Here is a 21,492-nt window from a genome sequence, read left to right on the forward strand (position 1 = left end):
ATGCACTATACCCTGCGTCAATTGGAAGTGTTTGTGGCGGTAGCTCAGCATGAAAGCGTTTCTCAGGCGGCGCGGGCGCTTGTGATGTCTCAGTCAGCGACCAGTACGTCGCTGGCTGAGCTTGAGCGCCAGTTTGACTGCCAACTGCTGGACCGAGTGGGTAAGCGCTTAAAGCTCAACGCGTTGGGGTTTCAACTATTGCCCAAAGCCGTCGCGTTGCTTGACCGGGGTGAAGAGATCGAAGAGCTGCTGCGCGGGCAGCAGGGCGTGGGGTCGCTGGATGTAGGAGCCACGTTGACGATAGGTAACTATTTGGCCACCCTTTTAATCAGCGATTTTATGCAGCGCCATCCCGGCAGCCGTGTTCGCCTGGCGGTGCGCAATACCCGCCATATTATCGAAGGCGTGCGTCAGCACTCGCTAGATTTAGGATTAATTGAAGGGCAGTGCGACGATGATATGATTATCAGCCAGCCGTGGGTGGAGGACGAGCTGTGTGTTTTTTGCTCGCCGCGCCACCCGCTGGCAGGCTTGGAACATCTTGAACTTGAGCAGCTGTTGCGTGAGGACTGGATCATGCGCGAAGAGGGCTCCGGCACGCGTATGACGCTCGAGCATGCCGCCCGCCACCGGCGTAGCCGGTTCAATACTCTACTGGAACTTGAACATACTGAGGGTATTAAGCGTGCCGTGGAGTCGGGCTTAGGGATTGGCTGCGTTTCGCGCCTAGCGCTGCGCGATGCCTTTCGGCGCGGCAGCTTAGTGCCCCTGCCTACGCCGGAGTTGGATCTAAGGCGTCAATTCACATTTATCTGGCATAGGCATAAATATCTCACGACGGGCGTGCGCGAGTTTCTACGCCTCTGCCGTGAGATGACGGCCGGCGCCAAGCGCAGCGACGATATCTCGCTGCCGCCGATTCCTTAACCATTTTAAATGAATGTTTAACTGTTCGCTTAGCGTAAATCGCTGACGGCAGCCTGGATATCTTCAAGTGACGCTTTACTAAGGTCTTTCGAAAGCGAGTGAATGACTAGCTTCTGAGTGGGGCCATCGATTTTGTCGCGTAGCAAACCTAAAAACTTGGGCGGTGCCACCATAATGAGCTTCTCCATGCGGTTATCCACACGGGCGGCGTACAGATGATTGGCAACCTCTTTCGCAAAGAGCTCGTTTTCGTGCTTGGAGGCTGAGCCTTCTTCTCCAGCTGAGCGTGATGTGGTGGACGTAGCATCGTGCATGTCGCCGCGCCGATCGGTGACCAGATCCCCTTCGTGCAGCCGTCCTTGTGCGTGAACCAGGCTTTCGTGCTCTTCAAGCGTCAGCGCATCACGCGTAAAGATACGCGCGCGAGCGGCGTCGGCTACCACAATATAGGTTGTCATCACTGTGCATCCTCCTGGTCATTGATGGTGCTTTAACCATGGCAAGCGTTTGACGATAGGTCAAACGCTTGCACAATCTGCTACAGCACCTTGCTGCGTAGAAGGCTGGTAATGGCCTCACCAATCAGCACCAACACGATGATCGCAATCAATATCGTCGCTACGGTTGGCCAAGCGAAAGTATCAATAGCGCCCTGCAAAATAACCCCGATGCCACCCGCACCAACAAGCCCCAGCACCGTCGATTCACGGATGTTGATGTCCCAGCGCAGTATCACAATGGCAAAAAAGGCGGGCATGACTTGCGGCACAATCGCATAGGCAATCACCTTGGCTTTGGACGCGCCGGTGGCTTCCATCGCTTCTACCGGCTTGCGGTCGATCTCCTCAATGGCTTCGCCCATCAACTTGCCGATAAAACCGATAGAGCGAAACACGATGGCGAGAATGCCCGCTAACACGCCGGGGCCAAAAATGGCCACAAACAGCAGTGCCCAAATTATGGTATTCACCGAGCGACTGGAGACGAGTATGAAACGCCCCAACCATAGGCACGCACGGTTTGGCGTGGTGTTTTGAGCGGCAATGAAAGCCACCGGTAGCGCTAAAAAAATAGTTAGGAAAGTGGCCAGAGTCGCGATATGCACAGTCTCGACCAGCGCTGCGATAATATTGTTGAAACCCGCTGCACTGGGTGGCCACATGCGCGCGCCCAGGTTGGAGATTTGATTTGGTGCGTCCCATACCCAGGGCCAGAAAATATCAATATCGCGCACGGCCCATACCACCAGCATGACGGTGGCGAGCAGTACGGCGTAGCGAGTAAGGCGCTGTTTGCGGTCATAGCGTTGCCAAACGCGATCGGCAAGCTGCTGTGCGTGATCTACCATATTTTTTTCCTTACCCAGCCGCTGACACCTTCACTGAGCAAAATGACCGCGATGATAATGAGCAAAATCGCAAAGGCGAAATCGTAGTCGTAGCGCCCAAAGGCATTCATTAGCGTGCCCCCAATGCCACCAGCACCGACAATCCCTACGACCGCAGAGGCACGCAGGTTGCTGTCGAGTTGGTACATCGAAAGGCCCACTTGGCGCGGCAGAATCTGTGGGAATACCGCATAGAACAGAATGGCTACATAGCCTGCCCCGGCGGCCTTCATGGCTTCCACTTGGCCCCAGTCAATTTCTTCGATTTCCTCAGCGAGCAGTTTGCCCACAAAGCCAATCGAGTAGAGGGTTAGCGTGAGAACGCCTGCCAGCGGACCAAACCCAACGGCGGCCACAAAGAGGATCGCCACAATCACCGGGTGAAAGCTACGCGATATAATAATCACCGCTCTGCCGATGATATAAATAGGCATTGGGGCGATATTTCGTGCGGCCATCACCGCAAAGGGGATCGATAGAAAAACCCCCAGAAGGGTGGCCAAAATAGCGATTTGAAAGCTCTCTTTAAACCCCGTAATGAGCAGCCCATAGCGCTCCAGACTAGGAGGAAAGCCGCCGCTAAATATGCGCGCAGCGCGGGGTAGGCCTTCAGAAATACGCGCCCAGTTGAACGGCAGCGAGCCAAAGGCCCACACCAAGTACACCGCTGCGACAATGATTAGCCCGTAGCGCAGCAGAGGGTTAGCGATAAACGGTGGTTTTTTCCACGTGCGGGGCGTCGCTGGATGGGCGTCAGGCGGAGTCATGGGAGCGCTCCTCGACGGGCGTATCCGTGATTGCATCGTCTGGCGCTTCAATGCCCCCGTAGATGGCATCTAAGGCGTCTTTATTGAAGTCCGCGGGTAGGCCATCAAAAATCATTTTGCCGTGGCGTAAACCGACAATCCGTTCGGTGTAGGTTTTTGCCTGAGCAACGTTGTGGATATTAATCAGCACCGGCAGCGAGAGCTCGCTGGCCAAACTTTGCAGCAAGATCATAATTTGCTCAGACGTGCGCGGGTCCAATGAGGCCGTGGGCTCATCGGCCAGCAGGACTTCAGGCTCTTGCATCAGTGCACGTACCACGCCGACCCGCTGGCGCTCGCCACCAGAAAGCTCATCGGCACGCTTATTGGCATAATGGGCAATACCGACGCGCTCCATCAGCACAAACGCGCGTTCAATGTCTTCCTTGGGATAGCGGCGCGAAATCGCCTGGTAGAGATTGACGTAGCCTAGCCGCCCGGCCAGCACATTTTCCATCACGGTTAAGCGGTCTAAAAGATTAAAGCCTTGGAACACCATGCCAATCTTGCGTCGAGCGCGGCGTAAATCACCGCCTTTCAAATTCACAAGCTCAGTGCCGTTGAGTTTGATAGAGCCGGAAGTCGGCTCGACCAGACGGTTGATACATCTCAGCATGGTGCTTTTGCCTGCACCTGAGGCGCCTACAATAGAAACAACGCTGTTTCCTTCTACCTTTAGGTCAAGCCCTTTAAGTACGGCTTCATCGTGGCCATAGCGTTTGACCAGATTGGTAATTTCCAGCATGTGTTCGCTTCCATCGTCGAGAAAATAACCGCACCGCCAGTAGCGGTGCGTTACGTTTTACTCTTCCAGGTTTTCGGGCGTATAGCTGACGTTATTAGCTGCCTGGATGGTGCGAATCACCTGCCAGTTGTCTTTGTAGTTGATAGGAATAAACTTCTCGACGCCTTCGAACTCTTCGCCAAGCTCGGTGCCAGTAAAGTCAAAGGTGAAAAAGGCTTCTTCTATTTTTTCGACTAAAGCGGGATCTAGGTTATAAGCGTAGTTATAGGAGGTGGTGGGGAAGCGGTCGGACTCGTAGATCAGGCGCACGTCGTCGGCATCGTAGAGGCCACGTGCGGCCATCCGATCAACAACTTCAGAGGCGACGGGGGCGGCATCATAATCTTTCGCCACAACGCCGAGCATCGACTGATCATGACTTCCCGAATAGACCACTTCGTAGTCTTCATCCGGGGTAATGCCAAGTTCAGGAAGCAGTGCGCGGGGCGCTAAGTTGCCCGAGTTGGACGTTGGCGATGTGTGGGCGACGCGCTTGCCTTTAAGATCTTCCAACTCGTGAATATCGGAGTCCACGTGCGTAAACAGCTGTAACGTGTAGCCAAACTGCCCGTCATCTGATCCCATCAGCGCGAAGGGAACGGCGCCCGCAAGGTTAACTGCAAAGGGCGTGGGGCCTGTGGAGAAGCCGGCGATATGTAGCCGGCCGCTGCGCATAGCCTCTACCTGGGCAGCGTTAGATTGCACCGCGAAAAAGCGTACGTCGCGCTCGGTGACCTTTGCTAGATGATCAATGAACGGCTGCCAGATATCGGTATAGATAGCGGGATCTTCGACCGGCGTGTAGGCAAAAATTAGCGTATCTGGATTGGCCCATTCCGCCTCATCAGCGGGTAGGTCGGCGACCATATCACCATTTTCATCACAATAAATGGCGTCTAAATCACCACGCTCACATTCCGCATAGGCATGGGTAGATAGCAGGACTAGCGGAAGCAGGGATACCGCTGTCAGCAGTGCAAGCGGGCGCTTGCAGAAAAGCGAAGTTGCCATAGTAAGCCTCATTTGTGCGTTGTTTTTGTGCCTTGCTGTTTTATTAAAGCCTTGCTGCTTTTACTGCTTGATACGTCTTTGAATGCAGCGTGTCTTTGAAAACTGAGTAGTTATTTCGCTTTGTAATCTTCGTGGTTTTCACTTGAGACGACGCAAACTACGTTTCGTAAGTGGACATTTTGCACGAAAAATGGTTATTTCCGAAAACAGACACCTTCAATTTAGGGTTTAAGACGAACATATGTCAAATACTTTACAGTCACTCTCAGACCATTGGCGTAACCGCTATTTATTAATGCGCCACGGCCATAGCCAGGCTAATCAGCAAGGACTGATCATTAGTTCACCTGAGCGCGGGGTAGCCGATTTTGGCCTTTCCGAACATGGTGAGCAGCAGCTTGCCCAGGTGGTGATCGACTGGCAGTGGCCTAGGCCCACGCGCGTTATTCATTCTGATTTCCTACGTACTACCCAGACCGCTGCCCGCGTGGCCGCCGCGTTTGGACTAGCCCTCAGCGTGGATACGCGTTTAAGAGAACGCCATTTCGGTGAGTTAGACGGGCAGAGAGACGAACATTATCCCCGCATATGGGCATTAGATGCTCAGGATGCCGAGCATCAACACCATCAGGTTGAAGCCGTTAGCAGCGTTGCCGGGCGTATGCAGGCAGTGGTCCGTGAGTGGGAGCAAAAGGTCAGCGGAGAAACGATCTTGCTGGTTAGCCACGGTGACCCGTTGCAAATCCTATTGACCGCCCTGGCTGAAAAGCCATTGAGCCAGCATCGCCAGCAAACGCCGTTAATGCCAGCCAGTATTACGCCGCTAGGCGAGCAGAAGTAAGCGAAATACAGGCGTAAAAAAGCATGCATATTCGCCACTTAGCTAGTGGCCCAGGATCTGGCTTAAGAACAGCTGGGTCCGCTCTGACTGCGGGTTATTGAAAAAGGGTTCAGGCGCGTTCTCTTCTATAATTTGCCCTTGATCCATAAAGATCACTCGGTCAGCCACTTTTTTGGCGAAGCCCATTTCGTGGGTTACACAGATCATGGTCATGCCTTCTTCCGCAAGCTCGACCATAACGTCGAGTACTTCCTTGATCATCTCAGGGTCAAGTGCAGAGGTCGGCTCGTCAAACAGCATGACGTCGGGGTGCATACACAGCGAGCGGGCAATCGCCACACGCTGCTGCTGACCGCCGGAAAGCTGCCCCGGATACTTAGTGGCCTGCTCGGCAATACGCACCCGTTCTAGGTACTCCATCGCCAGTGCTTCGGCCTCTTTACGCGGCTTCTTTTGTACCCACATCGGCGCGATACAGCAGTTTTCCAGTACCGTTAAATGCGGGAACAAATTGAAGTGCTGGAATACCATGCCGACACTGCGGCGAATCTGCTCAATGCGTTTCACATCTTGGGTCAGCGGTATACCGCCCACCACGATTTCACCCTTTTGATGCTCTTCGAGATGGTTGATGCAGCGAATTAACGTTGATTTTCCTGAGCCCGAAGGGCCGCATACCACGATACGCTCGCCGCGTTTTACTTCCAGATAGATATCGCGCAGTACGTGGAAGTCGCCGTACCACTTGTTGATGTTGCGCATCTCGACCATCAGGTCAGAAGCACTGGTGTCAGAGGTGTTGGTGGCTGCTTGTGTCATGTTGAAATCCTACTTAAAACGTAAAGAGAGGCAGCGTTAGTGCTTATGGCCGGTATTGAGCTTGCGCTCCAAATACTGGCTATAGCGCGACATGCTGAAACAAAAGATCCAGAACACGAATGCGGCAAAGACGTAGCCCTCGAGCGAGAAGCCCAGCCAGTTCGAGTCGGAAAGCGCCGCTTGCACGATGCCCAGCAGGTCAAACAACCCGATGATCATGACCAGAGTGGTGTCTTTAAACAGTGAGATAAACGTATTAACGATGCCAGGGATCATCATTTTCAACGCCTGAGGCATGACGATCAGGCCCATACGTTTCCAATAGGTCATGCCTAACGCCGCTGCGGCCTCGTCCTGGCCTTTGGGGATGGCCTGTAAGCCGCCGCGAATAACTTCCGCCATATAGGCACTCTGGAACAGCGTTAAGCCGATCAGGGCACGCACAAGGCGATCCACGCTGATTTCGGAGGGTAGGAACAGGGGCAGCATCACCGAGGCCATAAACAAAATGGTGATGAGCGGGACACCGCGCCAAAACTCGATAAAAATCACGCAGAACGTTTTGACGATAGGCATATTCGAGCGTCGCCCGAGCGCTAATACAATGCCAATAGGCAGTGCCCCTACCATGCCGACGGTGGCCAATAGCAGCGTCAGCATCAGACCGCCCCAGCGATGCGTTGAAACACGCGGCAGGTCAAAGTAGCCGCCGTGTAGGAGCACGTAGGCGATCACTGGGAATACCAGCAGAGCCAATAGCACCACCCAACGTTTAAACGGCAGGCGTGGAATGACCATCCAGGCAATAATGGCCGCAAACATGGTAAACACAATATTGGGCCGCCAGTACTCGCTGCTGGGGTATAGGCCGTACATGAACTGTGAAAAACGCGCGTTAATGAATACCCAGCAAGCGCCTACTCGAGAGCAGTCTTCGCGGCTGGAACCCACCCAGTCAGCGTCAATAAAGGCCCATTGAATCGTGGGTACGATCAATAGATACAGCACATACAGCCCCAAGAGCGTGAAGATGCTATTGACGGGCCCATTGAACAGGTTGCCGCGCAGCCAGGCGATCGGGCCAATCGTGCCTTTAGGCGCCGGGCGCTGAGGGATGGTGTCTTTGTTGTGAATCATGGTGTCGCCTCCGGCCTAGCGTTCAACCAGCGCAACGCGAGCGTTGAACCAGTTCATGAACATGGACACCAGCAAGCTGATGACAAGATAAACCGCCATGGTCATGGCAATAACTTCGATTGCCTGACCGGTCTGATTGAGCGTAGTGCCGGCAAACACCGATACTAGGTCGGGATAGCCGATGGCGGTGGCCAGTGACGAGTTCTTAATCAGGTTAAGATATTGGCTAGTGAGCGGCGGAATGATGACGCGCATGGCCTGTGGAATGACCACCAGACGTAATACCAGTTTGCGCGGCAAGCTCAGTGCCTGTGCCGCTTCCGTCTGTCCATGGGGAATAGCCTGGATACCTGAGCGCACAATTTCGGCGATAAACGATGCGGTATAGATAGACAGTGCCAGCCACAGCGCCAGGAACTCGGGAATGATGGTAATGCCGCCTCGGAAATTAAAGCCGCGCAGTTCAGGCATTTCCCAAGTGACCGGCACGCCGGTGGCGATTAGCACCAGCAGCGGCAGGCCAAAAATGATTACCAGCGATAGCAAACCGGCGGGCAGGCGTTTGCCGGTGGCTTCATGACGGCGCCTGTTCCAAATAATCAGTGCGATGCTGGCAATAATCGCGACTACAAACGTAGCGGGAATCAGCCCAAAACCGGATTCAAACAGCGGCTGGGGTAGATAAAGCCCGCGAACATTCAGAAAGAAGGCTTCACCAAAGGCCAGGCTATCCCGGGCGCCGGGCAGCGTGCGCAGTACCGCGAAATACCAGAAAAAGATCTGCAGCAGCACGGGAATATTACGAAACGTTTCGATATAGGCGTTGGCTAAGCGTGCGATCAGCCAGTTGGGTGACAAACGCGCTATGCCGACAGTAAAGCCAATAATGGACGCGGCGATGACGCCCAGCCCGCCGACCAGCAGCGTATTGATCAAGCCAACCACGAAGGTGCGGCCGTAGGAGCTTTGCGAGGAGTAATCGATCAGGCTTTGAACAATGCCGAAGCCCGCCGTGTTACTCAAAAATCCAAAGCCGGTGGTAATGCCCCGAGCATTCAAGTTGGCTTGGGTATTGTGGATAATGTAGGCCAGGAAAGCCGCGACAACGGCGATCAAAATGATTTGGAAAATAAGTGCGCGCTTAGCGCGATCTCGCCAAAACGGCGGCTTGTGGCCGGCGTGGCGAATGTTGGGTCTTACCGACATGGATGGCGTCTCCGCTACACGGAAGGTCAATCAGATGGCCCGCCCATTCCTTGATATGAAGACTGGAAAAGTCGGCGGGCCAGGGTCAAGCGAGACGCTTAGCGAATCGGAGGAGCGTACTGGAAGCCACCGGCGTTCCAAAGAGCGTTCACACCGCGCTCAATTTCAAGCGGAGAGCCCATGCCTACGTTACGTTCAAAGCTTTCAGCGTAGTTACCGACCTGACTGATAATGTTGTAAGCCCAGTCAGCCTCTAAGCCCATGCCTTCGCCATAGTTACCGTCTTGGCCGAGCAGGCGAGCCACGTCCGGATTTTCAGAGCTGAGCATTTCCTCAGCATTTTCGCTGGTCACGCCGTATTCTTCGGCGTTAATCATAGCGAACAGCGACCACTTAACGATGTTAAACCAAGTGTCATCGCCTTGCCGCACGACGGGGCCAAGCGGCTCTTTAGAAATAATCTCAGGTAGAATGACCGCGCCTTCGGGGTCGTCAAGTTGGATACGTAGCGCTGCCAGTTGTGAGGTGTCGGAGGTCAGTACATCGCAGCGCCCGGCCTGGAAGCCGCCAACGGTTTGCTCAGAGGTATCGAAAACGATGGGGTCAAATTCCATATCGTTGGCGCGAAAGTAATCGGCCACGTTCAATTCGGTCGTGGTGCCCGTTTGGATACAGATAGCGGCGCCATCAAGTTCCATTGCACCGTTAATGCCAAGGTCGCGGCTAACCATAAAGCCGATACCGTCGTAGAAGTTAACCCCTGCGAAATTGAGGCCCAGGGTGGTATCCCGAGTGGTGGTCCAGGTGGTATTGCGCGAAAGAACATCCACTTCGCCCGATTGAAGAGCGGTAAAGCGCTCAACGGCGTTAAGGGAGATGTAGTTGACCGCTTCTGAATCGCCAAGTACGGCTGCGGCGACTGCACGGCATACATCAACGTCCAGGCCTTGCCAGTTACCGTCGCCATCCGGTGCAGAAAAGCCAGGCAGGCCGTCACTCACGCCACACTGAACGGCCCCGCGCTCGATGGTATCTTCTAAGACGTCTGCTTGAGCCGTTGCTATTCCCGCTAACGTCACTGAGCCAGCAGACGCTAGTAGCACGAGGTGTTTTTTGTTCAGCATATAGTTCCCCTTGAATCAATTAGAATCCTGAATTCCCAGAATTACGCATGCCTTAGCATGTAACTAAACCTAGCAAGTAAGATGCCAACAAGGGTACAGGCGCTAATTCAGCGCTTTTCAACGCTACTCAACGGATTCGAGACGAACGTCTATATGCAAAAAACGAGACTGCCCACTTGCTCTTGCACCTTTCTAGGGCAGAACAAGATGGGCAGTGGTCAAACGACGGGCTAAGGGCGTTATTTACTCGGCCGCAAATGCCTTGCGCATAAACGGCGGTAGCACGAGCGCCCCACGGTGGGCATCAACGCTGTAATACTCCAGCGGCAGGCCGTGGCTTGCGGCGTCCTGTTCACGGAACGCATTAACGTCGATAGATTTACCGGCCAGCGTCACGCTCCACCAGCCTGAGGGGTAAACCGGCTGCGGGAAAGGCAGCGTAGCAACGCTGTCAAATCCGGCTTCTTGCATATCGTGGCGCAGTTCGCGAATGATCGATCCGCTATGATAAAGCGGCGACTCGCTCTGTTGCACCATTACGCCGCCACTTTTCAAAATGCGGTGACAGCGCTTTAGGAAGTCAGTTTTAAACAGCCCTTCGGCGGGGCCAACCGGGTCGGTGGAGTCGATAATTAACACGTCGATACTCTCATCCGGTGCATCGTCGACCCACTTCACACCATCGGCGAACAGCAGCTCGGCCCGCGGATCGTTATTCGACGCCACCAGCGTAGGGAAGAAGCGTTGTGATGCTTTGGTAACCTCTTCATCGATATCGATCTGAGTGACTTTTTCAACGCCAGGGTGACGCAGCACTTCTTTTAAGGTGCCGCAGTCGCCGCCGCCAATAATCACTACACGCTTAGGATCTTGATGGGTAAACAGCGCCGGGTGCGCAATCATCTCGTGGTAAAGAAAATTATCGCGATCCGTCAGCATCACGCAGCCATCCAGCACCATTAAGTTGCCGTAGGTCTCGGTGGCGTAGACTTCTAAGTGCTGGTACGGACTCTGCACATCCAGCAACTTTTCAGAAATCTTCAGTGAGAAAGCGCTGCCGTGGCTATCAAAGACTTCGGTAAACCACTGGTCGTCGCGTAATTCGCTCATCAATTGGCTCCTGGATGCGTGACGTTGGATGGGGTCGAAATATCCCGGTGATACTGCGGGCTTAGCTCGTGCAGCGCCTCCATGAAGGCGGTGACGTTGTCCGGATGCGTAAATTGGCTGATGCCGTGGCCCAGGTTAAACACGTGGCCAGGGCCATGGCCGTAGCTTTCAAGCACGCGAGCAACCTCTGTGCGAATTGCCGAGGGGCGGGCAAACAGCACGTTGGGGTCCAGGTTGCCCTGTAGCGCCACTTTATGACCAACGCGGGCGCGAGCATCGGAAAGCTCGGTGGACCAGTCGATACCCAGCGCATCGGCACCGGCGTCAGCGATATGTTCCAGCCACTGGCCGCCGTTTTTGGTGAACAGAATCACCGGCACGCGGCGCCCGTCGTGTTCGCGGATCAGCCCCGCCACGATCTGCTTCATATAGCGCAGCGAAAACTCAAGGTAGGCAGGTGTTGAAAGCGCGCCGCCCCAAGTGTCAAAAATCTGTACCGCCTGGGCACCCGCGCGAATCTGCGCATTCAGATAGTCGGTCACCGACTGCGCCAGCGTATTCAGCAGCTGGTGCAGAGTGTCTGGCGTGTCGTAGAGCATGGTTTTTAAGTGGCGGAAATCTTTGCTAGAGCTGCCTTCCACCATGTAAGTCGCCAGTGTCCAGGGGCTGCCAGAGAATCCGATAAGTGGCATACGCCCGTTCAGCTCGCGGCGAATAGTCGACACCGCGCGCATCACGTAATCTAGGTCGCGCTCGGCATTGGGCACGCTCAGCGCGTCAACTTCTGCCTGCGTGCGTACCGTTTTACGAAATTTAGGGCCTTCGCCAGTTTCAAAGTACAGGCCAAGCCCCATCGCATCCGGAATGGTTAAAATATCCGAAAACAGGATAGCCGCATCCAGTGGATAGCGTTCCAGCGGCTGAAGCGTTACTTCGCAGGCCAGGTCTTGATTGCGGCACAGGTCCATAAAGCTGCCCGCATCGGCCCGTCTGGCGCGATATTCTGGCAGATAGCGGCCAGCCTGACGCATCATCCATACCGGCGTGCGATCCACGGGCTGACGCGCCAGCGCGCGAAGAAAACGATCATTTTTCAACGGTGTAGTCGTCATAAACACTTGCTCTTAGGAAATTTGCCCGCATTGTATGGGGGTAATTGTACTTGAAGTTGTACTTGAAGATAGGCGCGAGAGCGGCTTACCGCGTGGCAAAATCGTCGCACCCAGCCAATTTTTCTCCGCTATTTAGCCGTCTAACCACCGTGAGGCGGGCGCCGCTTCCTGATAGAATACTTGCCTACTTTGCCAACACTGGTGTGGTTAACTGGTTTGGTTAATCAACGAGGTAACCTGTGACCATTCGCTTCATTGCCGCTTCCCGACTGCCCACGCCCTGGGCCACTTTTACTATGCATGGCTTCGAAGATGAGGCTACTGGCAAAGATCATATCGCGCTAACGCTGGGTGACGTGACCGGCGATGAGCCGGTACTTGGGCGTGTGCATTCTGAGTGTTTGACCGGCGATGCGCTGTTCTCAATGCGCTGCGACTGTGGCTATCAGTTGCAGGAGGCGCTCAAACGCATCGCTGAAGAGGGCCGCGGCGTACTGTTTTATCTGCGCCAAGAAGGACGCGGCATTGGGCTTTTGAACAAAATTCGTGCTTACAATCTGCAAGACCAAGGTGCTGACACGGTAGAGGCCAACGAGCAGCTCGGCTTTGGTGCCGATATGCGCCGATACGATCTGTGCGTGCCCATGCTCAATCACCTAGGCGTTACATCGCTACGCTTAATGACCAACAACCCGCGTAAGGTTGACGCGCTCACCCGCGACGGTGTCAACGTAGTAGAGCGCCTGCCCATCACGACCGGCCTAAATCCCCATAACGAACACTATCTTTCAACCAAAGCGGGCAAGCTGGGCCACATGATGGCCCTTGATGATTTTACCCGCGCCAGCGATGTGGATATTGAGCGTAAGGGCTAGGTAAGCGGACGGTGTCAGGCTAACAGAAGGGGCGCCATTGCTATGGCGTTAGCCCTTCTTACTCATCCGGTGAGAAGGGATAAACTTCGTTTGATTCTGTCTTGCTATCGCGCCGGCGCGCCCGGAGGTCTCGATAGACCGCGGTGCGCATAAGTAGCATTGCCACGACAGGCGCTGTAAGCAAAATGAACGCGGTGATGAGTAGCTCGTGAATCACCAGGCGCGACTGCAGCGCGGTAAAGAACAGCATTGATGCGATTAAAATGCAGCCAGCGCCTAAAGTGACCGTGATCGCCGGGCCATGGATACGCTGAAAAAAGTGCGGCAAACGCACCAGGCCTATCGCGCCAATCAGCACTATCAGGCTGCCCAGCACCAGCAGCAGAGTGACGGGCAGGCTGACCCATAAGGGGAGGTTTTCAAAGTCAGGGCTCATTCGATCACCTCGCCGCGCATTAAAAATTTCGTGAGGGCCACCGTCGAGACAAAGCCCGTCAATGCGATGAGCATGGCCACTTCAAAATAAATCAGATTACCAAAACGCAGGCCTAGCGCTAACGCGAGGAGCATTGCGCACATCCATAGCGTGTCCAGTGCGAGCACTCGGTCTTGTGCGGTGGGGCCAAGCAGCAGGCGCACGACGCACAGCATCATCGCCAGAAGGATACACACCAGTGTGAAGTTGATGGCTAACGATAAAAGGGCCGTCATTGGCGCGCGCTCCTATACATTGTCGAAGATCTCAATCAACGGTTTCTCGTAGCGTGTCTTGATGGTGTCGACCCACCATTGGGCGTCGTGAAGATCAAACACATGCAGCACCAAATCATGGGTGTCGGGTAAAATTTCTACCCACACCGTACCCGGCGTAGAGTTAATCAGGCACGACAGCAGCGCTAAGCCGTGAGAATGCTTCAAGTCCAGCGGTACTTTAATAAACTGTGAATTCAGCCCTTGAGGCTTGGCGAAGAGAATGATCCGGCTCACGTTGAAGCAGGAGCGAATAATCTCTATTAGCGATAGCGTCAACAGGCGGGCCATCACCAGCGGCTTTCTAAACGGTACCGGCGTCATCGGGCGCAGCGGCTTGGTCATTAAGGGGGCGGCAATCGCAAGCAGCGTGCCGAGCAGTATCTGGGCGGGCGCTACGCTCTGGTTGAGCATTAGCCACATAGCCAGCAGGGCAACGGAAAGCATCGGCGAGGGTAGCCAGCGGTGCAGGCTCATGTGCGTTCTCCCAACGGCTCTTGGGTGATCACCGGGGCAGACTCAATGCGCTCAATATACAGGCCCGGTTGATGAAGCGGCTCAGCGCTACGCTCCAGATAGGCCACGGTAGGCCCCGCCTGGGCCGTTAGCAGCACGCAGAGCAGCAGCAGCGCGGTGATGGGTGCCACCTCCGAGCGCTGTAAATGCGGTGCCGTGGTGTGTTTAGTGGCCCAAAAGGTGCGCACGCCAAAGCGCATCAGCGAAATAATGCCCGCCAAACCTGAAAGTACTATCAGCGTCAGCAGCAGCCAGGTCACCATGCCGGTCGACATTCCTTCTGGATTGAGCAAGGTATGCATCAGGCCAAATTTCGCCACAAAGCCCGATAGCGGCGGTAGGCCTGTGATCACCAGCGCGCATCCGGCGAAGGCGAGCCCTAAAAACGCCAGCGCACCTGGGATAGGCACACCCACCGGCTCGTCAGGCTTATCATCAACGGCAAAGGCTTCCATGGTCAGCGCTAGCATCGCCGCGCCGGGGGTTCTGATCCGCTCAATCAGCTCAATTAGCAGCAGGAACGCTGCGACGGCGAGCGTCGAGCTAATCATATAAAACAGCGCAATGTTGATGAGTTCGGGCTGCCCGTAGCCTACCGCTGCTAACAGCGTGCCGGACGAGATGACCGCAGCATAGCCGGCCATACGGCCTGGTTCTTGGCTGGCCAGCAACCCAATGGTACCGAATGCCAGCGTCGCGAGCCCGCCCCATAGCAATAGATCGAAGCCAAAGCCTGCCGCCGGTCCATCCGAGAACAGCAGCAGCCACAGCCGCAGCAGCACGTACACGCCAATCTTGGTCATCAGTACCATCATCGCGGCCACCGGCGGCGATGTGGCTGAATAGGTGGTGGGTAGCCAGAACCCCAGCGGCCACATAGCGCTTTTGGTCAAAAAGGCGAGCGCTAGAATAACAACGCCCACTTTCAGCAGCACCAGGTCTTCAGCGGCTAACAGATCTAAACGCGCGGCGAGATCGGTCATGTTCAAGGTGCCGGTCGTTGCATAAATCAGCGCCACGCCTATCAAGAAGAAGAACGATGCCAGCAAATTGACCACGATGTATTGCATGCCCGCGCGGATGCGCCGGGTATTGTAGCCGTGCAGTACTAACCCATAGGAGGCTGCCAGCATCACCTCAAAAAAGACGAATAGGTTGAACAGATCATTAGTCAGAAAAGCGCCGTTAATACCCATTAATAAGAATTGAAACAGCGAGTGAAAGTGGACGCCGATACGGCTCCAGCGCGACATCGAAAATACTAACGAGGCGATTGCCAGCACTGACGTCAGCAGCATCATCACCGCGGTAAGCCGGTCGACCAGCAGCACAATACCGAAGGGCGCCGCCCAGTTAGCTGAGAGATAAACGCCAATGCCGTTGGGCCAGTATTCGCGGTCAGACAGGTAAAGCAGCACCAGTGAAATTATTAGCAAAGACACGGTGCTGACAAGGTTAATAAGAAACTTACGCTCATGACGGCGCTCGTTAATCAAGATCAGCAGTGCGCCGCATAGCAAGGGTACTAATACCGGGGCAAGGATGAGGTGTTGAACCCACGGTAGGCTCATTTATCCATCTCCTTACCATCGACATGATCCGTGCCGGTTAAACCGCGTGCGCCGATCATCACCACTAGATAGAGGGCGGTGGTCGCAAAGCCGATGACAATCGCCGTTAACACCAGCGCCTGCGGCAGCGGGTCAGCGTACAGTGAAGGGTCAATTGCCCCTTCACCCAGCGTCAGCGGTGCTTGATTGATCGACAGGCGGCCCATAATGAAAATAAACAGATTCACCGCGTAGGAAATGAGCAGCAGGCCGGTAATGACCTGGAAAGAACGTGGGCGCAGGATCAGCCAGACGCCAGCGCCAAACATAATGCCAATGGCAATCGCTATGACGGCTTCCATCAGTTGGCCTCCTTGTTGATAACGGGGGCGATGTTACTAATGGGCAGACGATGGCTACGCACCGATTGGTGAGCCAAGGCCACGAGAATCAAGATTGTTGACCCTACCACTACGCCAAAGACGCCTAAATCGAAAACAAAGGCGCTGGGTAGGTGAATCTCGCCTAGTATCGGCAGCGTCATATGGGCAGTGTGCGTGGTTAGGAAGGGGTAGCCGAACAGCCAGGACCCCAGCCCCGTTGCGCACGCGATGATTAATCCAAACGCAATCCAACGGTGTGGCTGTAAGCGCAGATGTTTTTCTACCCAGGTCGTGCCGCCTAGCATGTACTGAACAATAATCGCGACGGCAAACGTAAGCCCCGCAACGAAACCGCCGCCGGGAAGATTATGGCCACGAATAAAGAAGTAAGCAGCAATGACTACCATGATCGGAAGCAGCATGCGCAGGTAAACGGCGGGCACCATTAAATAGCCGCTTTCCACTTGCTGTACGGGCGTTTGGCCGGCGGCGGGGTCAACATTATTGGTCTGTTGCGCCGGAATTGGCAGGCTTTCCGGCGCAGGGCGAAAGCGCCGCAGCAGGGCGTATACCGTCAGCGCTACCACGGCGAGGACGACGATTTCGCCTAACGTATCGAAGTTACGGAAATCCACCAGCAGCACGTTAACCACATTGCTGCCGCCGCCTTCACTCAGCGCGCGCGTCATGAAGAAATCAGAAATGCTGCCCACGGGTGCCGAGCGCACCAATACCGCATAGCTGACAATACTCATGCACAGGCCCGCGACCACGGCGACCACCATATCCCGCGAGCGTCTAAACCACGAAAGGCGCGTGGCTCGCATGTTGAGCTCTTTGGGGGTAATCCGCGCAGGCAGCCAGCGAAGGCCAAGCAGAATCAGTACCGTCGTGACGGTTTCAACCATAAGCTGGGTCAGGGCGAGATCGGGCGCCGATAGCCAGAGGAAGGTAATGCTGACCACGATGCCGACACCGCCCACCAAACTGAGCGCTGCTAAGCGGTGGTATTTAGCCTGCCAGGCGGCTGCCACGGCACAAATGGCGCCAATTACCCACAGGCCGGCGAACAGCGGGGAAAACTCGCCGTTGGCTGAAAAAGTCAACAATGAAACGGGCCTAACGATCAGCAGCGGCACCGCTAATAGCAGCGTAATCATTAGCAGCAGTTGAGGCTGTACGCGCCGGGTACTCAATAGTTTTTCAAGCAGCGAGGCGCTGGAGGAAATCCTCAGCATCGTGCTCTCATAGGCTTGTTTGCCATTAAAGCGATAGAGAAACGGCACGCGGTTGGATTGGATCAAGCCGTGGCGTGTGCGTAGCCAGATATAAAGCAGTACGCCCCCGCCCAACGCCACCACACTCATTAGCAGCGGCAGATTAAAGCCGTGCCAAACGGAAAGACTATAGCCGGGCGTTTGCTCGCCGAGGACTGAGATTGCCGCGGTGTTGAGGAAGGGACCAATACTCAGCCCAGGAATCACTCCCACTACTAGGCAGCAAAGTACTAAGAACTCTACCGGGAAGCGCATCCAGCGCGGCGGTTCGTGCGGCGTACGCGGCAGGTCGGTCGCCAGCGGGCCAAAGAACACATTGATAAACCGCAGCGAGTAGGCAACGCTGAAAATGCCCATTAACACGGCCGCAGCGGACATGCTCCAGTTACGGGCCGACCCTACTGCCAATGCCTCGGCGAAAAACATTTCTTTAGAAAGAAAGCCGTTAAGCAGCGGCACACCGGCCATGGCCGCACTCGCAACAATCGCCAAGGTGGCGGTATACGGCAGCACCTTAAAGAGCCCGCGCAAATGGCGCATATCCCGGGTGCCGCTCTCATGGTCGATAATACCCGCCGCCATAAACAGCGATGCTTTGAATGTAGCGTGATTAAGCGTGTGGAACAGCGCAGCGACCATCGCCAGCGGCGTGCCAATGCCCAGCAATAAGGTAATTAGCCCCAGGTGGCTGATCGTTGAGTAAGCCAACAGGCCTTTAAGGTCGTGCTGGAAAATGGCGGTAAAGGCACCAATGAGTAGCGTGCAGAGCCCCGCGCCACCAATGATTAATGTCCACTCGGGCGTTCCTGAAAGAGACGGCCATAGGCGCATCAATAAAAACACACCGGCTTTGACCATCGTCGCCGAATGCAAAAAAGCCGAGACGGGCGTCGGCGCCGCCATGGCGTGAGGTAGCCAAAAATGAAACGGGAACTGAGCGCTTTTGGTCAGCGCCCCTAACGCGATTAAAATCAGCGTGGGTAAGTACCAAGGGTGCGCACGAATCAGATCCCCTGATGCCAGCACCACATCTAATGAATAGCTGCCAACGATATGGCCAAGCATCAGTACGCCGACCAGCAAGCAAAGCCCACCAGTGGCCGTCACGGTAAACGCCATGCGTGCGCCGCGCCGTGCATCTGCACGGTGGTGCCAGTAGCCAATGAGTAAGAAGGAGGTCAGGCTGGTCAGCTCCCAAAACACAACCAGCTGGATAAGATTACCCGATAGCACAACGCCAAGCATGGAGGCCATAAAGGCTAAGAAGAAAGAGAAAAAGCGCGGCACGGGGTCTTCGGGTGACATGTAATAACGTGCGTAAATGACCACCAGTACGCCGATGCCTTGAATCAGCATTGAGAACATCCATGCCAGGCCATCCATGCGAAGTATGAAATTCAGCCCGTAATCGGGCATCCACTCAAGCTGATAGCGGACGACGTCACCAGTGCCTAGTTCTCCAGTACCTAGTTCACCAGGGCCTATCTGAGTATAGAGATAGGCGGTGATGACTAACCCTACAAAGGCAATACCTCCGGCTAGCCATGCTTCACGGTTACGCGCATTGGTCGGCATGAGCGCGGCTATTATGCTGCCAACTACTGGCATTAGGATGAGTAACAGTAGCAGCATAGGGCTCCGTAAAAGGTAGTGAATCTTAGGGCGGGAAAGCTAAATCGAGGGCAGTAATGCACCAAAGTGAGTGAATGTGATATCGACTTTAGTGTTGAATTTACGTGATCACGTAATGATGCACAAGCGTAAATGTGCGGCTTTACGCACACATGTTAAGGAGATCAAACGATCTCAGCGCACACGACTTGGCTGTTTTATGGGGCTGAGATGCCCCTAGTAAGCCGCCTGCCTTTCCAGCGGCCGCCTCGCTAGAAAGGCAGGTAAGGACGTTAAGCCGCGTTTTCTTCGCGGGCTATAGCACGCGCCATAGCAGGGCGCTGAATGTGGCGTTCGCGATAGGCTATTAGCGTGTCAGGTAAGCGGTGTTTCATGCTGATCGCCCACGATAGGGTGTGGGTTAAAAACAGATCAGCGAGTGTGAACGACTCACCGACCAAGTTTTCTTGACCGTGGTAGCGACGCTCTAAAGCGGCCAGCGCACGCTGAAACTCCCAAGCGCACACCGGTAGAATCGCGGGAACACGCTTATCATCGGGCAGGGCAAACGTGTGCTTGGCTTGATTCCAAAGAGGCTGCTCAATTTCCGTCACGATAAAGCTGAGCCACTGGTCGATCTGAGCACGGGCAGCTGGATCATTAGGCAGCAGCGTGCCGTTGCTATACGTTTCGGCCAAATAACGGCAAATCGGCGCAGATTCAAATAAGTGGACGTCACCATCCTCAAGCGCAGGCACCTTCCCATCAGGGTGGCGCGCCAAATGCTCGGCCGTTTGGCCCTCACCTTTATCTAGCGCTATGTGTTGGCATTGATACTCAACGCCAAGCTCTTCAAGGGTCCACGACACCCGCAAAGAGCGCGATTTTGGAAAACTGTATAGCGTGATCATGGTGCATCACTGATATTGCCGTAGCCGACGACTTCGTCATCGGAGATCCATTCGATGCGGCCATCACTATCGCGGCTAACCCCGTAGCAGTTAATCTCGTCGTCACCGTAATCGAAGCACATGGTGTCATCAACGATGGTCGCCTGGCCTGAGTAACCGTCGCCAACAATTTCACCTTCGGGAAGGTAGATTTCGCTATAGTCTTGGCCGCCTGCCATCGCTCCCTGTACCTGGTTGCCCCACACCAGCTCACGAATTTCATCGCCAGAAAGTCGCTCACCAGCGGACTCAGCAAGCGCGCTAGCAGACATGCCGCCCAGCGCTATAGTGAAACAAACGCCCATAATGCTAGAAAGTTGTACGCGCATGATGCTTTCTCCAGTGTTGGAATAAGGTGCGTTTAACTCTAGCGCAGGTAGGCGTTGAAGGCGAATAAGCTGCGATGATCAAGCGCGTGATTCGCTGATACGCTCGTAGGCGTTGCCAATTTCGCTCGTGCGCGCCTGTGCAACGTCGCGCATGCTTTCTGGCAAGCCTTTGCCCGCGAGTTTGTCGGGGTGGTTTTGGCTCATTAAGCGGCGATAGGCTTTCTTTATCTCAGCATCGCTGGCGTCTTCAGAAACGCCCAGAACACGGTAAGCATCTTTAAGCGCTTCTTCGCTGGCGCCTTGAGAGTTCGCGGCAGCACCGTGCAGCATCGCTTCGATCTGCTGAACTTCGGCTTCGCTACAGCCCACCCCGCGAGCAACGCGCAGAATCATTTCATGCTCGGCAGGATGCAGAACGCCGTCGGCTGAGATAGCGGTGAGCTGAACCTGGATAAAAACCTGACGCAAAACGGGCTGACGCTGAGTCAGGCGATTAACCGCGGCCAGCTCAGCGTCTAAGTTGAAGTCAGCGGCGCGGCCCCGTTCGAAGGCGGCACGCGCCTTGGCGCGCTGCTCGCCTTGCAGCCGCATCTGATCAAAGAGCTTTTCGGCAACGCCCAGCTCGCCTTCGGTGACTTTTCCGTCGGCTTGGCACAGGCAGCCCATGACAGAAAAAATTGACTCCAAAAAGCCTTCTTGAATGCGCACGCGGGCGCCGTTTAAGCGGCGGCTGAGACGTTGCCCCGCCCACCAACCCAGACCGCCGCCAACCAGCAGTCCAACCGGTCCGCCAAACGCTAGGCCGATTAGGCTGAAAATGATAATAAGTAATAGCATAGAAATCTCAAAGTAGTTGAAAGATAAGGACTTAAGGCATTCTTGCGCGGCGAGCGCTCTGCTTGCTTAGTGCCGGTCAGTGACGGCGCTCATCGCTAATGGCGGCACTGCGCGTTCACTACTTGACCAGGCGGCGCTTTTGGTCGAACG

Annotated in this window: 23 protein-coding genes; 3 read left to right on the plus strand and 20 right to left on the minus strand. The window is 55.0% G+C overall.

The features are described 5' to 3' along the window. Positions 1 to 927: a LysR family transcriptional regulator gene (locus tag ACT3RP_RS10215; RefSeq protein ID WP_235040743.1), complete on the plus strand. Its 927-nt coding sequence runs from the start codon at positions 1 to 3 to the stop codon at positions 925 to 927. A 29-nt stretch (positions 928 to 956) separates the two neighbouring features. On the opposite strand, the gene ACT3RP_RS10220 is transcribed toward ACT3RP_RS10215, so the two are convergent. The 5 genes from ACT3RP_RS10220 to phnD form a co-directional block, all read right to left on the minus strand. Beyond that, the gene (locus tag ACT3RP_RS10220; RefSeq protein WP_483393729.1) at positions 957 to 1,385 is read right to left on the minus strand and encodes a host attachment protein; all 429 of its coding nucleotides are present in this window, start codon (positions 1,383 to 1,385) and stop codon (positions 957 to 959) included. Positions 1,386 to 1,465: 80 nt separating this feature from the next. Then, entirely contained in the window at positions 1,466 to 2,275 is an 810-nt protein-coding gene (phnE, locus tag ACT3RP_RS10225; RefSeq protein WP_444671779.1) for a phosphonate ABC transporter, permease protein PhnE, read from the minus strand. Beyond that, positions 2,269 to 3,081 (minus strand): phosphonate ABC transporter, permease protein PhnE, encoded by an 813-nt coding sequence (gene phnE, locus ACT3RP_RS10230; RefSeq protein WP_441685498.1) that lies wholly within the window; start codon positions 3,079 to 3,081, stop codon positions 2,269 to 2,271. Before phnE (ACT3RP_RS10230) ends, phnE (ACT3RP_RS10225) begins: the two co-directional genes overlap by 7 nt. After that, positions 3,068 to 3,865, minus strand: a complete 798-nt coding sequence (phnC, locus tag ACT3RP_RS10235) for a phosphonate ABC transporter ATP-binding protein (RefSeq protein ID WP_441685496.1) — start codon at positions 3,863 to 3,865, stop codon at positions 3,068 to 3,070. The genes phnE (ACT3RP_RS10230) and phnC overlap by 14 nt, the downstream gene beginning before the upstream one ends. Before the next feature lie 57 nt (positions 3,866 to 3,922). After that, positions 3,923 to 4,915, minus strand: a complete 993-nt coding sequence (phnD, locus tag ACT3RP_RS10240; RefSeq protein WP_483393730.1) for a phosphate/phosphite/phosphonate ABC transporter substrate-binding protein — start codon at positions 4,913 to 4,915, stop codon at positions 3,923 to 3,925. 241 nt (positions 4,916 to 5,156) lie between these two features. Here phnD and ACT3RP_RS10245 point away from each other — a divergent pair, with 241 nt between their 5' ends. Beyond that, complete coding sequence (locus tag ACT3RP_RS10245; protein WP_483393731.1) at positions 5,157 to 5,756, plus strand: histidine phosphatase family protein; 600 nt, start codon at positions 5,157 to 5,159, stop codon at positions 5,754 to 5,756. 42 nt (positions 5,757 to 5,798) lie between these two features. On the opposite strand, the gene ACT3RP_RS10250 is transcribed toward ACT3RP_RS10245, so the two are convergent. From ACT3RP_RS10250 to hemE, 6 genes are all read right to left on the minus strand, one after another. Further along, positions 5,799 to 6,575, minus strand: coding sequence for an amino acid ABC transporter ATP-binding protein (locus ACT3RP_RS10250; protein WP_483393732.1), 777 nt, complete (start codon positions 6,573 to 6,575; stop codon positions 5,799 to 5,801). 36 nt (positions 6,576 to 6,611) lie between these two features. Then, on the minus strand, positions 6,612 to 7,712 hold the full coding sequence (locus ACT3RP_RS10255) for an amino acid ABC transporter permease (RefSeq protein ID WP_441685489.1): 1,101 nt from the start codon (positions 7,710 to 7,712) through the stop codon (positions 6,612 to 6,614). A 15-nt stretch (positions 7,713 to 7,727) separates the two neighbouring features. Further along, positions 7,728 to 8,918, minus strand: coding sequence for an amino acid ABC transporter permease (locus ACT3RP_RS10260; RefSeq protein ID WP_441685487.1), 1,191 nt, complete (start codon positions 8,916 to 8,918; stop codon positions 7,728 to 7,730). Between the two features lie 98 nt (positions 8,919 to 9,016). Beyond that, a complete protein-coding gene (locus tag ACT3RP_RS10265) occupies positions 9,017 to 10,042 on the minus strand; it encodes an amino acid ABC transporter substrate-binding protein (RefSeq protein WP_441685485.1) in 1,026 nt (341 codons plus the stop codon). Positions 10,043 to 10,285: 243 nt separating this feature from the next. Next, positions 10,286 to 11,152, minus strand: a complete 867-nt coding sequence (speE, locus tag ACT3RP_RS10270) for a polyamine aminopropyltransferase (RefSeq protein ID WP_441685484.1) — start codon at positions 11,150 to 11,152, stop codon at positions 10,286 to 10,288. Continuing rightward, positions 11,152 to 12,264, minus strand: coding sequence for a uroporphyrinogen decarboxylase (gene hemE, locus ACT3RP_RS10275; RefSeq protein WP_483393733.1), 1,113 nt, complete (start codon positions 12,262 to 12,264; stop codon positions 11,152 to 11,154). Before hemE ends, speE begins: the two co-directional genes overlap by 1 nt. Before the next feature lie 239 nt (positions 12,265 to 12,503). Between hemE and ribA the strand changes: the two genes are divergently transcribed. Next, positions 12,504 to 13,139: a GTP cyclohydrolase II gene (gene ribA, locus ACT3RP_RS10280; RefSeq protein WP_441667771.1), complete on the plus strand. Its 636-nt coding sequence runs from the start codon at positions 12,504 to 12,506 to the stop codon at positions 13,137 to 13,139. Between the two features lie 58 nt (positions 13,140 to 13,197). Here the strand turns inward: ribA and mnhG are convergent, their stop codons facing one another. From mnhG to djlA, 9 genes are all read right to left on the minus strand, one after another. Further along, positions 13,198 to 13,575 (minus strand): monovalent cation/H(+) antiporter subunit G, encoded by a 378-nt coding sequence (mnhG, locus tag ACT3RP_RS10285; RefSeq protein ID WP_441685479.1) that lies wholly within the window; start codon positions 13,573 to 13,575, stop codon positions 13,198 to 13,200. After that, positions 13,572 to 13,850 carry a K+/H+ antiporter subunit F gene (locus tag ACT3RP_RS10290; RefSeq protein WP_441685477.1) on the minus strand — a complete coding sequence of 93 codons (279 nt, stop codon included), beginning with the start codon at positions 13,848 to 13,850 and terminating at the stop codon, positions 13,572 to 13,574. The genes mnhG and ACT3RP_RS10290 overlap by 4 nt, the downstream gene beginning before the upstream one ends. A 12-nt stretch (positions 13,851 to 13,862) precedes the next feature. Beyond that, a complete protein-coding gene (locus ACT3RP_RS10295) occupies positions 13,863 to 14,366 on the minus strand; it encodes a Na+/H+ antiporter subunit E (RefSeq protein WP_444671784.1) in 504 nt (167 codons plus the stop codon). After that, positions 14,363 to 15,976 (minus strand): monovalent cation/H+ antiporter subunit D, encoded by a 1,614-nt coding sequence (locus ACT3RP_RS10300; protein ID WP_441685475.1) that lies wholly within the window; start codon positions 15,974 to 15,976, stop codon positions 14,363 to 14,365. Before ACT3RP_RS10300 ends, ACT3RP_RS10295 begins: the two co-directional genes overlap by 4 nt. After that, a complete protein-coding gene (locus ACT3RP_RS10305) occupies positions 15,973 to 16,317 on the minus strand; it encodes a Na+/H+ antiporter subunit C (protein ID WP_096277176.1) in 345 nt (114 codons plus the stop codon). Before ACT3RP_RS10305 ends, ACT3RP_RS10300 begins: the two co-directional genes overlap by 4 nt. Continuing rightward, positions 16,317 to 19,247 carry a monovalent cation/H+ antiporter subunit A gene (locus tag ACT3RP_RS10310; RefSeq protein WP_444671785.1) on the minus strand — a complete coding sequence of 977 codons (2,931 nt, stop codon included), beginning with the start codon at positions 19,245 to 19,247 and terminating at the stop codon, positions 16,317 to 16,319. Before ACT3RP_RS10310 ends, ACT3RP_RS10305 begins: the two co-directional genes overlap by 1 nt. 272 nt (positions 19,248 to 19,519) lie before the next feature. Beyond that, complete coding sequence (locus ACT3RP_RS10315; RefSeq protein ID WP_441685471.1) at positions 19,520 to 20,137, minus strand: glutathione S-transferase family protein; 618 nt, start codon at positions 20,135 to 20,137, stop codon at positions 19,520 to 19,522. Further along, positions 20,134 to 20,505, minus strand: coding sequence for a hypothetical protein (locus ACT3RP_RS10320; protein ID WP_441685469.1), 372 nt, complete (start codon positions 20,503 to 20,505; stop codon positions 20,134 to 20,136). Before ACT3RP_RS10320 ends, ACT3RP_RS10315 begins: the two co-directional genes overlap by 4 nt. A 78-nt stretch (positions 20,506 to 20,583) precedes the next feature. Beyond that, positions 20,584 to 21,342, minus strand: a complete 759-nt coding sequence (gene djlA, locus ACT3RP_RS10325) for a co-chaperone DjlA (protein WP_441685467.1) — start codon at positions 21,340 to 21,342, stop codon at positions 20,584 to 20,586. Positions 21,343 to 21,492 lie beyond the last annotated feature (150 nt).

It is taken from the genome of Halomonas sp. AOP5-B2-8 (assembly GCF_052376475.1).
GTDB lineage: Bacteria > Pseudomonadota > Gammaproteobacteria > Pseudomonadales > Halomonadaceae > Vreelandella > Vreelandella casei.